Source organism: Gemmatimonadota bacterium (genome assembly GCA_040388535.1).
Lineage (GTDB): Bacteria > Gemmatimonadota > Gemmatimonadetes > Gemmatimonadales > GWC2-71-9 > Palsa-1233.
Genome location: JAZKBR010000002.1, coordinates 972,830 through 986,712 on the forward strand (window position 1 = coordinate 972,830; position 13,883 = coordinate 986,712).

The 13,883-nt window shown below is 66.4% G+C and carries 14 protein-coding genes and 1 pseudogene; 10 read left to right on the top strand and 5 right to left on the bottom strand.

Annotated elements, in window-relative coordinates:
* Positions 1-62: 62 nt before the first annotated feature.
* Positions 63-305, top strand: coding sequence for a metal-sensitive transcriptional regulator (locus V4558_07925; protein MES2305420.1), 243 nt, complete (start codon positions 63-65; stop codon positions 303-305).
* Positions 306-310: 5 nt separating this feature from the next.
* Here V4558_07925 and V4558_07930 read toward each other — a convergent pair whose 3' ends face one another.
* From V4558_07930 to V4558_07940, 3 genes are read right to left on the bottom strand one after another with little or no spacing between them, the layout of a single operon-like run.
* The gene (locus tag V4558_07930; GenBank protein ID MES2305421.1) at positions 311-1,816 is read right to left on the bottom strand and encodes an MFS transporter; all 1,506 of its coding nucleotides are present in this window, start codon (positions 1,814-1,816) and stop codon (positions 311-313) included.
* Positions 1,813-2,568 (bottom strand): TIGR00730 family Rossman fold protein, encoded by a 756-nt coding sequence (locus V4558_07935; protein ID MES2305422.1) that lies wholly within the window; start codon positions 2,566-2,568, stop codon positions 1,813-1,815. Before V4558_07935 ends, V4558_07930 begins: the two co-directional genes overlap by 4 nt.
* The gene (locus tag V4558_07940) at positions 2,561-3,709 is read right to left on the bottom strand and encodes an aminotransferase class V-fold PLP-dependent enzyme (protein MES2305423.1); all 1,149 of its coding nucleotides are present in this window, start codon (positions 3,707-3,709) and stop codon (positions 2,561-2,563) included. The genes V4558_07935 and V4558_07940 overlap by 8 nt, the downstream gene beginning before the upstream one ends.
* Positions 3,710-3,775: 66 nt before the next feature.
* Between V4558_07940 and V4558_07945 the strand changes: the two genes are divergently transcribed.
* Genes V4558_07945 through V4558_07965 form a run of 5 tightly spaced genes read left to right on the top strand, consistent with a single transcriptional unit; the run spans position 3,776 to position 7,710 of the window.
* On the top strand, positions 3,776-4,066 hold the full coding sequence (locus tag V4558_07945; protein ID MES2305424.1) for a hypothetical protein: 291 nt from the start codon (positions 3,776-3,778) through the stop codon (positions 4,064-4,066).
* On the top strand, positions 4,063-5,352 hold the full coding sequence (locus V4558_07950; GenBank protein ID MES2305425.1) for an NAD(P)/FAD-dependent oxidoreductase: 1,290 nt from the start codon (positions 4,063-4,065) through the stop codon (positions 5,350-5,352). The genes V4558_07945 and V4558_07950 overlap by 4 nt, the downstream gene beginning before the upstream one ends.
* Positions 5,349-6,299, top strand: a complete 951-nt coding sequence (gene queG, locus V4558_07955) for a tRNA epoxyqueuosine(34) reductase QueG (protein ID MES2305426.1) — start codon at positions 5,349-5,351, stop codon at positions 6,297-6,299. Before V4558_07950 ends, queG begins: the two co-directional genes overlap by 4 nt.
* Entirely contained in the window at positions 6,296-6,679 is a 384-nt protein-coding gene (locus V4558_07960; protein ID MES2305427.1) for a VOC family protein, read from the top strand. Before queG ends, V4558_07960 begins: the two co-directional genes overlap by 4 nt.
* Positions 6,676-7,710: a low specificity L-threonine aldolase gene (locus tag V4558_07965; protein MES2305428.1), complete on the top strand. Its 1,035-nt coding sequence runs from the start codon at positions 6,676-6,678 to the stop codon at positions 7,708-7,710. Before V4558_07960 ends, V4558_07965 begins: the two co-directional genes overlap by 4 nt.
* 10 nt (positions 7,711-7,720) lie before the next feature.
* Here V4558_07965 and V4558_07970 read toward each other — a convergent pair whose 3' ends face one another.
* Positions 7,721-8,590, bottom strand: a complete 870-nt coding sequence (locus tag V4558_07970; GenBank protein ID MES2305429.1) for an ABC transporter substrate-binding protein — start codon at positions 8,588-8,590, stop codon at positions 7,721-7,723.
* Positions 8,591-8,647: 57 nt separating this feature from the next.
* Between V4558_07970 and V4558_07975 the strand changes: the two genes are divergently transcribed.
* Genes V4558_07975 through V4558_07990 form a run of 4 tightly spaced genes read left to right on the top strand, consistent with a single transcriptional unit; the run spans position 8,648 to position 11,968 of the window.
* Entirely contained in the window at positions 8,648-9,112 is a 465-nt protein-coding gene (locus tag V4558_07975) for a MarR family transcriptional regulator (GenBank protein MES2305430.1), read from the top strand.
* A 3-nt stretch (positions 9,113-9,115) separates the two neighbouring features.
* Positions 9,116-9,505, top strand: coding sequence for a hypothetical protein (locus tag V4558_07980; GenBank protein MES2305431.1), 390 nt, complete (start codon positions 9,116-9,118; stop codon positions 9,503-9,505).
* A gap of 3 nt (positions 9,506-9,508) precedes the next feature.
* Entirely contained in the window at positions 9,509-11,293 is a 1,785-nt protein-coding gene (locus V4558_07985; protein MES2305432.1) for a chloride channel protein, read from the top strand.
* A 21-nt stretch (positions 11,294-11,314) separates the two neighbouring features.
* Positions 11,315-11,968, top strand: coding sequence for a phosphatase PAP2 family protein (locus V4558_07990; GenBank protein ID MES2305433.1), 654 nt, complete (start codon positions 11,315-11,317; stop codon positions 11,966-11,968).
* A gap of 992 nt (positions 11,969-12,960) precedes the next feature.
* Here V4558_07990 and V4558_07995 read toward each other — a convergent pair.
* Positions 12,961-13,770: pseudogene (locus tag V4558_07995) on the bottom strand (serine/threonine-protein kinase).
* Positions 13,771-13,883: the final 113 nt, after the last annotated feature.

Consider the following 13,883-nt stretch of genomic DNA (forward strand, 5'->3'; position numbering starts at 1 on the left):
TCAACAGAGGAGCCTCCCGCATGCACAAAGCTTCACACGTCCCGTCAGAGACCAAAGAGGCGTTGACCAAGCGCCTCCGCCGCATCGAGGGCCAGATCCGTGGCCTGCAGAAGATGGTCGATGAGGAACGCTACTGCGCCGATGTGCTGGTGCAGATTGCGTCGGTGCAGGAAGCATTGCGCAGTGTTGGCAAGTTGCTGCTGCAGAATCATCTCACCCACTGTGTCAGCGGGGCGATCAGGTCGGGCGATGCAGCGGAAGGAGAGCGGGTGGTCGAGGAACTCGTGGAGCTGTGGGGGCGCTAGCCGCGTCAGCGCTTCTTCGCCACCCGTGCCATATCGCGGGTCACGGTTTTCATCGCCCCCAGCATCACTACACCACCGAAGAGCGCCACCACCGGGAGTACCATCACGGCGCGATCGAGGCCGAAGCGATCGGAGAGTGAGCCGACCAGCGGAAAGGCGATGGCGTCACCCGCGAGATGGATGAACAGCAGGTAAGCTCCGCTCACAGTCGCGCCGATGCGGGCAGGCACAACGTCGAAGATCACCGCCGCCATCGGTCCGTTGTACCACGACAGGAAGAAGAAGGCCACTGCGAACACCGGCATGAAGACGTCGATGTCACGCACCGTGAGCAGCCAGATGGCGAGCGGGCCGCCGACCAGGAAACCAACTGCCACGGTCAGCACCCGGCCACGATCGGTCCATCGCTTGAGCAGGTCGGCAATGAACCCGCCGGCAATCGCCCCCAGAACGCCCGAGAGCAATCCCCACTTGCCAAGCAGCCCCGCAGCCGTGCCGTTGCTGAGCGAGAACTCCCGCGTCATGAACGTTGGGCCCCACCCGACGATGCCGTTCATCCCGAACGAGATCATCGCCCCCGCCACAAAGACGTAGACCAGCGTCGGCGTACGCAGCACCAGCCGGCTCGCGTGGAGCAGGTCGTCAACGGCGCTCTCGAGTTCAGGAGTGAACGGCGTCTCCTCGCGGCGGTCGAGTTGCAGCAGCCGGACCCAGCGGAAGATCGTGAGGGCAACGCCGAGCCCGATCGCGGCGGCGAGCACGGCGGTATCCTTGCGAGAGTCGACACCGTACTCCCGATTCAATGCCCACGCCGCCACCAGCCCGATGAGCGTCATGCCGAGCACGGGGTACAGCTGGCGGAACAGGCCCCGCACGCCAATCTCCAAATCGTGCAGCAGCGATTTCACCGTGAGCGGTTCGTCGTGGCGAGTGGGGTCCTTGAGTTGATACACCAGCACGGCACAGAGAAATCCCGGGAGACCCACTGCCATGAACGCCACGCGCCAGCCGTAGATCCCTTCGAGCCACCCGCCGAGCAGCAGGCCCAGCACACCGCCGACTGGAATGCCCGCCGCGAGCAGGCTCATCGCGACGGCGCGATCCTTTCCCGGGAAATAGTCGGCGACCATCGAGGCCGAGGCCGGTCCGTACGCCGCTTCGCCGATGCCGACGCTCGCGCGACAGATGAACAGCTGCCAGAAGTTGCGAACCAGCCCGCCCATGAAGGTGAACGCGCTCCAGAGCGCGACCCCGCCGGCGATCACGGCCTTGCGGCTCTTCAGGTCGCTGAGCACGCCGAAGGGAAGCGCGGCGACCGAGAAGACCAGGATATACGCCGAGCCGAGCCAGCCGAGCTGTGAATCGGTGAGTGCGAGGTCGCGCTTGATCGGCTCGAACAGCGCAAAGATGATATTGCGATCGAGATAGTTGAGCAGGTTGATGAACGACAGCAGGCCCAGCGCGAGCCATACCCGCGGCGGTGTACGCGACTCCGCCGCGCCCCGACTCACGAATCGACCACCGTGACGTTGAGACGCTTGCGGCACTCCTCGATCGCGCGCACCGCTTCGGCCGGATCATCCGTCACCGTGAACAGCAGCATGTCGGTCGATGAAATCTTCCCTTCGGCAAGCATCGTCTCCTTGAGCCAGTCGACCATGCCGCCCCAGTACTTGGTGCCGAACAGCACGACCGGGAAGTCGGAGATCTTGTCGGTCTGGATCAGGGTCAGTGCCTCGAACAGCTCGTCGAGGGTGCCGAATCCGCCCGGAAAGACCACATATCCCACGGCGTACTTCACGAACATCGTCTTGCGCACGAAGAAGAACTTGAAATCGAGCGACTGCGTCAGGTACGGGTTGGTGTGCTGCTCGTGTGGCAGCTCGATGTTGCACCCGATCGAGAGACCGCCGGCTTCAAACGCCCCCTTGTTGGCCGCTTCCATGATGCCGGGACCGCCACCGGTCATCACCGGAACCCCGGCACGGGCGAACGCTGCGCCGGTCTCGACGGCGGCCTGGTACATCGGGTCATCGGTCTTGGTGCGCGCCGAACCGAAGATCGAGACGCCCCCGGCCACGCCCTGGAGATTCTCGAATCCCCAGACGAATTCGCCGAGGATGCGCAGGACACGCCACGAGTCGGACGAGCGCCGCACTCGCAGCGCTTCTTCCGTCAGCGGAGTATTGAGGAGCTTTTCGTCCTCAGTGGGCTTCGCGCCGACGCGCGGCCCGCTGGGGATACTGCTCGAACGCTCAGACATGGCAGAACACCTCGAGAAAGGCCCGATGATCATCGGCGACGTTGTAGAAGTACGGTGAAACGCGGACATGCCCTGGCCGGGCATCAACAATGAACCCGGCCGCCGCCGCCCGTGCGACATCGCGGTGCGGGTCGTCGCTCGGCAACATCACGATCGCCGACCGCTCCACCGCCGTCGGTGCCATCTTCGGCACGATGCCGCGCGTCTGCGCCGCCGCGATGAGATCTTCCGTCAATGCACTGGCGACATCACGAATGGCTGCGGCCCCGGCGGCTTCGAGCACGTCGAGCCCGCCAAGCTGGGCACACACCGGCATCATCGGCGGGGTACCGCACTCGAACCGGCGCGCGTCATCATGCGGCGTGAACTGGGCCGGATCAAAAGCAAATTGATCGCGGTGCCCAAACCATCCGGTCGCCCCCGGCGCCAGTCCGTGCGTGCTCTCGGCGCGCGCATACAGAAAGGCCACACCGGAGCCGCCAAGCAGCCACTTGAGCCCACCCGAAGCGTAGAAGTCGACCCCCAGCGCGCGGACATCCACCGGCAGCTGCCCCACACCGTGATAACCGTCCACGAAGGAGAGCGCCCCGCGCCGTCGCGCGATGGTCGCGATCGCGGCAACATTCTGGATCGCACCCGACGTGAAATAGACGTGACTCGTCGCGACGAGCGCGGTGCGATCATCGACCGCCGCCTCGAACGCCTCGAGCGGGACCGACACTCCATCCGGGCTTTCCAGCAGCACCAGCTCGACATCCCGGGTGAGCCACTGATACGGCACCGTGGGGAAATCGAGGGCCGTGGTGACGATCCGGCGACGCCGCGTGGTGTCCAGCGCGCTTCCCACTGTCGACAGAATGCTCGACAGCGACGGATGCAGGGCGATCTCGCCGACATCGGCACCGATCAGGGCCGCATATCGGCCTCGCAGCTCGCCGAGCGCCTCCCACCAGACGTCGTACCAGTTGGCGGCGCCACGCGCTTCCCACTGGTCCAGAAAGGTGTTGACCCGCTGGCGCGACGCTCGGGACAACGGCCCCAGCGAGCACGAATTGAGGTAGGTCGTCTGCTCGAAGATCGGAAATTCGCGGCGCCAGTGGGCGAGGGGCTGATCCTGCGCCGGGGAAGGGGTGTGCGGCATTGCCGGAATATAGGGACGGCAGCCGCGGCAGATGACACCGGCCTGCGCTCCCCCTACGTTCCACGCGTGAGCAACGAACTCGACCTCGACCCCCGTTACCGCGGCACCTGGCCCGCCCTCACCGCGGCGCTCACGATACGTGCGCTCGTGTCGCCCCGTCTGGCGCTCGACCTGCTCCGGACCGCCTGGGCATTCCGCCGTCGCGACTGGTACCGACTCGCCCCGTTTCTCCCCGTGCCCGATGCCACCTACCTGCGCTGGCGGATGTACACCGCCTACGGCAGCGAAGGGGCCGTCCCGCCCGTCGAGGACGTCATTCGTTTTGCGCGCTGGCGGCGCGAGACGATGGGACTATGAGTGACACCGACGTGCGTCACGTAGTCATCGTCGGTGGCGGCTTCGCGGGGCTCTACCTCGCCAAGGGCCTCAAGCACGCCCAGGTGCGGGTGACCCTCATTGACCGGCGGAATCACCATCTCTTCCAGCCGATGCTCTATCAGGTGGCCACTGCCGCGCTGAATCCGAGCGATATCGCCTCGCCGATTCGCTCGATCCTGCGCAAGCAGCAGAACCTCGAAGTGCTGCTGGGAGAGGTCGATCGCATCGATCCGGTGAGCCGCACGGTCCATCTCGCCGACGGCGCCACCGTGAATTACGATTTCTGCGCTGTCGCGACTGGCGCTCGTCATGCCTATTTCGGCCACCCCGAGTGGGAGGCGTTCGCGCCGGGGCTCAAGAGCATCGAGGACGCCCTTGAGATTCGTCGGCGTGTCCTGCTCGCCTTCGAGCGCGCCGAACGGGAACCCGATCCCAAGTTGCGACACCAGTACCTGACCTTCGTGGTCATCGGCGGCGGCCCGACCGGCGTCGAGGTGGCCGGCGCACTGGCCGAAATTCGTCGCTTCGCCCTCGCCCGCGATTTCCGTCATATCGATCCGCGCGAGGCGAGTGTCGTCCTGCTCGAAGGCGGCCCGCGGATCCTCTCGAGCTATCCGCCATCGCTTTCGGAACGCGCCAAACGCGACCTCCGTAATCTTGGCGTCGAAGTCCGCGAGAACACCCTGGTTACTGCGGTGCACGAGGATGCCGTCGAGGCATCGGGGTGGCGGATCCCCTCCACCACGGTAGTCTGGGCCGCAGGGAACCAGGCCTCGCCGCTCCTCGCGACCATCGGCGCGCCGCTCGATCGGCAGGGTCGAGTGATCGTCGAGGCCGACTGCACCGTGCCCGGCCACCCCGATCTCTTCGTGCTTGGCGACGCCGCTGCCCACACCGGCGCCGGTGCCTCCGCGCCCGATCCGGCGGTTGCACCCACGGCCATTCAGATGGGGCAATACACCGCGCGCGCGATCAAGGCCTCGCTGGCCGGCAAGCAGCGCACGCCATTCCGCTACTGGAACAAGGGTGAGCTCGCCGTCATCGGGCGCGGGCAGGCGGTGGCGAATCTCGGCCGGCTGCACTTCGGCGGCTTCTTCGCCTGGTTCACCTGGGTCTTCATTCACCTCACCTATCTCATCGGCTTCCGTAACCGCTTGCTGGTGCTGATCGAGTACGGCTGGTCGTATCTCACGTTCGGCAGCGGCGCCCGGCTCATCACCGGCGAAACCGGCGAGTACGCGGCGCGCATCGCGCCGTCGCGATGACGCTGCCGACGGCGGCCGAGGTCAAGGAGGAGGCGCGCCGCATCGGCTTTGTCGCCTGCGGCATCGCCGACCTGCAGCCGAGTCGTCGCGGCGATGCGCTCGACGCGTGGCTCGCGGCCGGCTACGGTGGCACGATGCGCTACCTCCATCGCCAGGCGAAGAAGCGCAAGCTCCCGGCAACCGCGACCCCGGGCGCCGTGCGCGCGATTGTCGTCCTCGAGAACTATGCGGCCCCCGCCGACGAACTCCCCGCCACTGGTGATCGCTTCAAGGTGGCGCGCTACGCCCGGGGAATGGATTACCACCTCGTTACGCACGGGCGGCTGCACCGACTCGCCGAGTGGCTCAAGGGCCGCGGCGCCGGGCTCGCGCACGTCTGGATCGATGATGGCCCCGTGCCCGAGCGCGAACTCGGTGAACGCGCCGGACTGGGGTGGATCGGCAAGAACACGATGCTGATCCATCCGCGGATCGGCTCATGGACTTTCATCGGCACCATCTTCACCGATGTGCCGTTCGATGTCGACGCGCCGATCGACACCGATCGATGTGGCAGCTGCACGCGCTGCCTCGATGCCTGTCCGACCGATGCCTTCGTGGCGGAGCGTTCGCTCGACGCCACGCGCTGTCTCTCGTATCTCACGATCGAATACAAGAACGCCCTTCCCGACGCGCTGCTGCCGCAGTGGGATGGCTGGGCGTTCGGATGCGATGTCTGCAACACGGTCTGCCCCTGGAACGAGAAGTTCGCGGTGGCCACGACCGTGACCGAATTCGCGCGGCGCGACCATCCCGATCGGCGCGACCCTGCCGCCTTCGACACGCTCACAGAAACAGAGTACCAGCAACGCTATGGCGACACTCCACTGGCGCGCCCCGGTCTCGACCGGATGCGCCGCAACCTGCGCGCAGCAGTCGCTGCGCCCGATTCCGTGATCGAGCGATGACACCAGCACTCCATTCCTTCGCCATCTTCGTGACCGACCTCGAGCGGGCACGCATCTTCTACGAGGAACAACTCGGCCTCCCACTCTGGAAGAGGGGTTCCTTCGGTTTCGAATTTCTCGAAGGACCGCCGCACCTCGGCGTCCACCCCGCCGAGCACCCGGAGGCCAAGGCACTGGTCGGTCGGCACACCGGCATCACCTTCGCGGTGCCGGAGCTGCTCGCGCTCTGCTCGCGGCTGGGCGAGGCAGGCGTCCGCTTTATCGCCGAGCCCACGCAGCAGGGGTTCGGAATCATGGCTATGATTGCCGATCCGGATGGCAACATCTTCGCCCTCTGGGAAGACAACATCACCGATCCGCCGAAAGACGTCAGCGCATGAGCCTCCCGCGAGAATTTGCGAGCGATAACACCGCGCCGGTGCATCCGGCCGTGATGGCCGCACTCACCGCCGCCAATGCCGGCCCGGCAGTGGCCTACGGCGATGATCCCTGGACCGATCGCGCCCGCAAGTGGTTCCACCGCGAGTTCGGCCCGGAGACCGCCGTCTTCTTCGCCTGGAATGGCACCGGCGCCAATGTGGTCTCGTTGCGTGCGCTGGTGCGACCGTTTCAGGCCGTGATCTGCACCGAGCAGGCGCACATCAATGTCGATGAATGCGGCGCGCCCGAACTGCTGGCCGGCTGCAAGCTCATCGATGTGCCGACGCCCGACGGCAAGCTCACACCAGCGATGGTGCGCGCAGCAGCCGAAGGAATTGGCAACGAACATCACGTCCAGCCCGCGGCGATCTCGATCACCCAGGTCACCGAATACGGCACCGTCTACACCCGCGATGAGCTGATCGCCCTCTGTCGCACGGCGAAGGAAATCGGCATGCGCGTGCATATGGACGGGGCCCGCATCGCCAACGCGGCGGCATCACTGCGCCTGACCTTGCGGGCCATCACCAAGGATGTCGGCGTCGACATCCTGTCGTTCGGCGCCACCAAGAACGGCGGGATGGGGGCCGAAGCGATTGTGGTCTTCGATCCCGCGCTGGCCACCGAACTCCGCTTTCTGCGGAAGCAGTCGGCGCAGCTCGCGTCCAAGATGCGCTACCTCTCCTCCCAGTTCCTGGCGCTCGCAGAAGATGATCTCTGGCTCAGCAATGCCCAGCACGCCAACGCGATGGCGCGGCGTCTGGCCACGGGAGTCCGCGGCATCAGCGGCGTGCGGATCACCCAGTCGGTCGATGGCAGCGCCGTCTTTGCGGTGCTGCCGCGGGAGGTCATCGAGCGGCTGCAGCAGAAATTCCATTTCTACGTCTGGAACGAAGCGAAAAACGAGGTCCGCTGGATGACCAGCTGGGCCACCAGCGAAGCCGACGTCGATGAGTTCGTCAACGCGATTCGTGTCGCGATGAAGTTCTAGCGGGGCGACCTCAGGCGCGGAACGCTGCGGCCAGCTGCCGGATCCCCTCGACGAGTCGCGGCCCGGGGCGCGACGTGAAGGCGTTGCCATCGATCATCACGGTTCGCCGTGATGCGAGCCACGCCCCGGCCACGGTCCCGTCGAGCAGTGCCAGTTCGGCGCGGGCGCGCTCGACACCAAATCCGCAGAGCATCACCACCACGACATCCGGGTCGAGCGCAATGACCTCGCTCGACTCGCGTATCGCCGAGTGGCTTCCGGCGCTCGCCCCGACATCGACGCCGCCGGCAGCGGCAATCATCTCGGGCACCCAGTGCCCCGCGAGGAAGAGCGGGTCGAGCCACTCGATGGCGACGACCCGCGGCGCGGGACCGCGGGTGTTTCGCGTGACCTCGACCCGAACCATTTCCGTCAGGGCGTCGGCCACAGCCCCCGCTTCGGCGCGCCGGCCGATCGCGACACCGAGCCGGCGAATATCCTCCCAGACGCCGGCAAGCGTGCGGCCGCTCAGTGCAACCACGTGCGGAGGATTGGCCATCGCCTGCGCGAGCCGCATCGCCTCGCCATCGGCGACGGCACAGACGTCACAGAGAACCTGGGTCACGACGATGTCGGGTGCGAGTGCCCGAAGAGTCTCGGCATCGACCCCGATCACCGAGCGCCCGGTGGCGACCGCATCCTGCACGGCCGCGTGAATCGCTCCGGAGCGGAGCTGCGGATCAATCGGTGTGGTCGTGACGCGTGGCAGGGTGGTGATATCGGGCGGCCAGTCACATTCGTGGGAGATACCCACCAGCTGATCGCGCGCACCCATCGCCACCAGCATTTCGGTAGCGCCAGGGAGGAGCGAGACGACGCGCGGGAGCAGGGGAGGTGACATTGCCCCAAAGATAGGCTCCCCTTGTCCGACCGCGGACGCGCAATTATATCAACGTTGATGCAACTGACTGCGCGCGCCGGATCGCTCCGGCTGGTCCGGGCCCTGGTGGCCTCGCTCGATTTTTCCGCACGGGAGGTTGAGGCCACGACCGGCCTGACCAACGCCCAGCTCTTCGTGCTGCGTCAGCTCGCCACCAACGACCATCCGTCGATTAACGATCTGGCGCAGCGGATGCGCGCGCGACAGAACACCGTCTCCGCCCTGGTGACCCGGCTCGTGTCGGCCGGGTATGTCGAGCGCGGACAGTCGCCGCTCGACGGGCGGCGCGCGGTGCTCTCGCTCACCCGTTCGGGTCGGCGGCTGGTGAAGCACGCGCCCCCGGCACCGCTTGAGCAGCTGCTCGCGGCGCTCGATGCCATGTCTCTCAAGGAAGTGCGCGCCCTCGCGCGTGGCCTGGCACCCCTGGTCGACCGACTCGGCGTCAAGCCCGACTTCGCACCGCTCCTCTTCGAGAGCCGCTGACCAATGACCGAACAGCAGATCGTCGCCACCCTGGAATCGGCCGGCGGCGCCATCACATCGGCGCCCGCCACGTTGCAGCAATTCGCGCTCGGCGACCGGATACTTCGCGCCGGCGGATATCTGTTGCTCGGGGTCGCAGCCGCTGCACTCCTGATTCCGATTCCGATCATTCACCTCGTCGGCATCCCGCTCGCGCTGCTCATCGGTTGTGTCACCGCCGCGCGACAGCTGGCCCGCACCGCGCGCCTCAAACCGGTCCGCATCGCCTGTCCCAATTGCGGTGCACTGAACCGGGTCGGCGGCGGACTCGGGTTGCGCACGGCCGATTTGCCTGTCGAACTCAACTGCGACAGCTGCCGGCGGAGCCTCACGCTGCACTGTTCCGGGAAATAGTCCGTGGCGACCAGCTTCGATCCTGAAGGCAATCCCGATCGCCGGATTCCGCTCATCGCCGCCCTCGCGGTGGTGGTCGGACTCGCCGGCGGCCTCGCGGCGGCGCTACTCACTGCGCTCATCCGGCTCATTACCCACGTCGCGTTCGAAGGACGGCTGTCCTTTACTCCGGCGGATCCCGCCGCCACACATCTCGGGCCCGCAGTCATCCTGGTGCCAATCGCCGGCGCGCTCATCATTGGCATGATGGCGCGCTGGGGCTCAGAGGCGATTCGCGGCCACGGCATTCCCGAAGTGATGGACCGGATCCTTCACGCCGAATCGAGGATCCCGGCCAAGCTCACCATCCTCAAGCCACTCTCGGCGGCTGTCGCCATTGGCACCGGCGGCCCCTTCGGGTCGGAAGGACCGATCATCGCCACCGGTGGCGCCCTCGGTTCGCTGCTCGGTCAGGTGACTCACGTCACTGCCGATGAACGGAAGACGCTCCTCGCCGCCGGCGCAGCGGCCGGTATGGCGGCGACGTTTGGTGCACCCGTTGCGGCTGTCCTCCTCGCCATCGAACTGCTGCTCTTCGAGTTCCGCGCTCGCTCCATCGTTCCAGTGGCGCTCGCTGCCTGCGCCGCTACCTCGATCCGCTTGCTCCTCCTCGGCAGCGCGCCGATTTTTCCGATGCCCAACGTCCTCGAGCCCTCCGGCCTCGCGCTCGTCTGCTATGCGCTGCTGGGTGGCGCGATCGGCGCCGTGTCGGTCGGTATCACGAAGTCGCTCTTCAAGGTGGAAGACCTCTTCGAGAAGTTGCCGTTGCACTGGATGTGGTGGCCGCTCGTGGGTGCCGTCGTGGTCGGCTTGGCTGGCTATCTCGACCCCCGTATTCTCGGCGTCGGCCCCGACAACATCATCAACTCGCTCGCGGGTCGGCTCACCATCGCAGCGACCGCCGCGCTTCTCCTGCTCAAGTTTATTGCGTGGGTCTGCTACCTCGGCAGCGGGACCTCAGGTGGCACCCTGGCACCGCTCTTCACCTTCGGCAGCGGACTGGGTGCGATCGCGGGTGCCGTCGCGGCGGCTCACTTTCCAGAACTCGGTATTGCACCACCGGTGGCGGCGCTTGTGGGGATGGCCGCGATGTTTGCAGGGGCCTCGCGCGCGTTGCTGACCTCGGTCGTGTTCGCCTTCGAGACCACGCGTCAGCCGCTGGGGCTCCTGCCGTTGCTCGCGGGATGCACCAGCGCCTTCCTCATTTCGCGATTGCTGATGCGGCAGTCGATCATGACCGAGAAGCTCGCCCGGCGAGGCATTCTCGTGCAGGACGAATACGCCGTTGATTACCTCGCTCGCGTCACCGTAGGGAGCGCGATGACCACGGATGTACAGGTAGTTCACGCGAGTGATGCAATCGCGTCGGTCGCGGTGACGGGCGCGCATCACGTCGCTACCGGACACCAGGGCTTTCCGGTTCTCGACGCTACCGGCGAGCTGGTCGGCGTGGTGACCATGCGCGACCTGCGGCAACCATGCGTGAGCCAGCGAGTGGGCGACCTGGTCCGGCAGCCAGCGGTCGTCGCCTATCCCGATCAATCGCTCCGGGACGCGGCCGACATCATGGTTCGTGAATCAGTCGGACGTCTCCCCGTGGTCACCCGAACCTCACCACGAAAGCTGGTCGGGATCATCTCTCGCTCCGACCTGCTCCGTGCGCACGCACCCCGGTTGCGAGCCGCCGAACATCGCCATCAGCATATGGATTTCCACTCCGTCACCGGTGGGGTCTTCCGGGGCGAGTAACCGGCGCGGCTATCTTCGAGAATGGATTCGCTCCGACGGCCCCCGCGCCAGGTCTACTGGCTTGCCGGACTCTTTCTCGCCCTGTCGGCGCTGGTGGTGAGCGGGGTCGAACTTCCCTGGGACGATGCGATCCTGCAGGTCATCGGCGGCTGGCGCACGCCGGCCCGCACCGACTGGATGCTCTTCTTCACCTTTCTCGGCAACGGCCTCATCGAAGTGCCGATGGCATTTGGTGTCGCGTGGCTCCTGTGGCGACTCGGGCGCCCGGCGCACGCGAAACGCTATCTGCTCGCCGGTGTGACCGGCGAACTCTTCTATCTGGCCGTGAAAGGGCTCTTCCACCGGCCGCGCCCCTCGGTCATCGAGCGACTCGGCGATGCGGGCTGGTATTCCTACCCGTCGGGGCACACAATGATGGGGCCGGTGCTCTGGAGTTTCGGGTTTCTCCTGCTCGCGAGTGCCATCACGAATCGTCTCGCGAAGCGCCTGCTCACGACCGTGGCGATCGCGGTGCCGTTGCTGCTCGGCATGTCACGCCTTTACCTCGGCGTGCACTACCCCAGTGACGTGCTCGGTGCCCTCTTGCTCGGTAGCGCCTGGGTCGTCTGGTGGTGGCCGCGCTCCGACTCCGATCGAAGCATCACCTCCACCTCCTCCGCCCCCGCCATCAGGTAATCGATTCGTTCGGCGAGCATCCGTGCTGCGTCGAGGTCCGCCGTCAGTGCCGCGCTCTCGGCGCGCCCGGCCGCCATGCGGAGCAGCCCGACCCGCAACGTCTCGATCGCGGCCACCGCTCGCTCCAGCCGTTCGCCCCACTCTCCTGCTTCACCGCGATCGAGGTGCTCGCGTGCCACGATCGCCTCCCGCTCGAGCCGCCCGACCACGCGTGGCAGGTCAGCGAGTGCGGCCCGCTGCCCCGCGGGTAGCGCATCGAAGAGGGTTTCTGTGGCCGAGCCGAGGGCGGTCTCGGTCGGACGCGACTTGGCCCAGTCGTGCCGATCGGCAGTCGGCAGCCCGATCGTGGCGATCTTCCCCATGATGCGGCCGAGCGGGCCATTCCAGACCCAGCGTCGGAGCCGCGCAAACGGATCGACCGGCCGGAGCCGGCGTCCTGGGAAGATCAGGCCGAAGAGCCCACCCCCGACCGTCGCCATCGTGGCGAGGCCGAAGAAGCCGAAGAAGTTCTTCGACGCGTAGTAGTCGTGGCTGAGGAAGACGCCACCGAAGAGCGAAAAGATCACGGCCGCGAGGGAGGCATAGGTCCCCACGCGTACCAGCTTCGGGAACCAGTGAATCGGCCGCAGCTCGTCGTAGCGCAGCTCTTCTTCCTGACGCGCGAGTGCGACGTCGAGTCCCTGTCGCAGGTCGTCGAGAGTCACTCCCGCTTCGAGTGCGCGACGCGTCTGCGAGATGCGCCAGAGTCCGTGACCGACCCACGGCAACACCGTTGCCTTGGCGCAGAGAATCAGGAAGATGATCGAGCCGAGGTTCCAGGTGCTGTTGCTCGCATTGGCCACATACGCCATCGTGCCCAGCCCATAGAAGAAGCACGACCAGATGACGTAGATCCCCTTCAGCTCGCGGCCGCGATTGACCCACACGCGCACCGGCACCGCGAGTTCTGCTGTCGCCACTGTGGTGGGCGCCATCGCCTCGGCCATCGCTTCGGCAGTGGCGAAGCGGTCGTCGGGATTCTTGGAGAGTGCGCGGTCGATCGTCTGCGCCAGCGCCAGCGGCGTTTGCGGGGCAACACTCAGCAACGGCGGAGCCGGGCGGGTAAGGTGCTGAGCGAGCAGCTCGCGCACATCGCCGGCAAAGGGCGGCCGACCACTCAGGCAATGGAAGCCCATGGCGCCCAGCGCATAGAGGTCGCTCCGCCCGTCGACGGCTTCGCCAGCGGCCTGCTCCGGTGCGACGTACTCCGGTGTTCCGACAATTCGTCCGCCGCTCACATCGGGGGCATCCACCAGCCGCGCGATGCCGAAGTCGGTGACTACCGCGCGGTTGCCATCGTCATCGAGGAGGATGTTGTCGGGCTTGATGTCGCGATGAATGACACCCTGCGCGTGCGCGTAGGCGAGGGCGTAGGCGGTATCGCGCAACAGGCGCGAGGCATCGTGGGCCGCGAGACGGTGGACGCGGCGCAGACGTTCGCCCAGCGTCTCTCCCGCCACGTAGCGCATCGCATAGAACACGAACGGACCGATCTCCTCGACGGCGTGAATCGGCACGATGTTGGGATGCGCCAGGCGCGCGGCCATTCGCGCTTCGCGCAGGAAGCTTTCGCGCAGCCCGGGCACGGCCGCTCGCTCCGGAGGAAGCAGCTTGAGCGCTACGGGTCGGTCGAGCCGGACATCGCGCGCGAGGTAGACGATCCCCATCCCGCCACGACCGAGCTCACGCTCGAGCGAATAGCGGCCGGCGAGGGCGGCCTGAAGGGCGAGAAAGAGATCGTCTGGCGCTGTGGCGGGGAGCATTCAGGAAGAATACGCCGACGGCACGGGAGACGTTTCATGGTGTGACAGGCCGGGGGCCGCTTGGATCCTATGTGACCCGAGTAGGTCTGCGCTGGTCAATGAGTGTTCCAACT

Excerpts from the sequence above, each read along its gene's own strand:
- V4558_07935 (MES2305422.1), bottom strand. The coding sequence starts at position 2,568 with ATGTCTGAGCGTTCGAGCAGTATCCCCAGCGGGCCGCGCGTCGGCGCG.
- V4558_07940 (MES2305423.1), bottom strand. The coding sequence starts at position 3,709 with ATGCCGCACACCCCTTCCCCGGCGCAGGATCAGCCCCTCGCCCACTGG.
- V4558_07950 (MES2305425.1), top strand. The coding sequence starts at position 4,063 with ATGAGTGACACCGACGTGCGTCACGTAGTCATCGTCGGTGGCGGCTTC.
- queG (MES2305426.1), top strand. The coding sequence starts at position 5,349 with ATGACGCTGCCGACGGCGGCCGAGGTCAAGGAGGAGGCGCGCCGCATC.
- V4558_07960 (MES2305427.1), top strand. The coding sequence starts at position 6,296 with ATGACACCAGCACTCCATTCCTTCGCCATCTTCGTGACCGACCTCGAG.
- V4558_07965 (MES2305428.1), top strand. The coding sequence starts at position 6,676 with ATGAGCCTCCCGCGAGAATTTGCGAGCGATAACACCGCGCCGGTGCAT.
- V4558_07970 (MES2305429.1), bottom strand. The coding sequence starts at position 8,590 with ATGTCACCTCCCCTGCTCCCGCGCGTCGTCTCGCTCCTCCCTGGCGCT.
- V4558_07975 (MES2305430.1), top strand. The coding sequence starts at position 8,648 with ATGCAACTGACTGCGCGCGCCGGATCGCTCCGGCTGGTCCGGGCCCTG.
- V4558_07980 (MES2305431.1), top strand. The coding sequence starts at position 9,116 with ATGACCGAACAGCAGATCGTCGCCACCCTGGAATCGGCCGGCGGCGCC.
- V4558_07990 (MES2305433.1), top strand. The coding sequence starts at position 11,315 with ATGGATTCGCTCCGACGGCCCCCGCGCCAGGTCTACTGGCTTGCCGGA.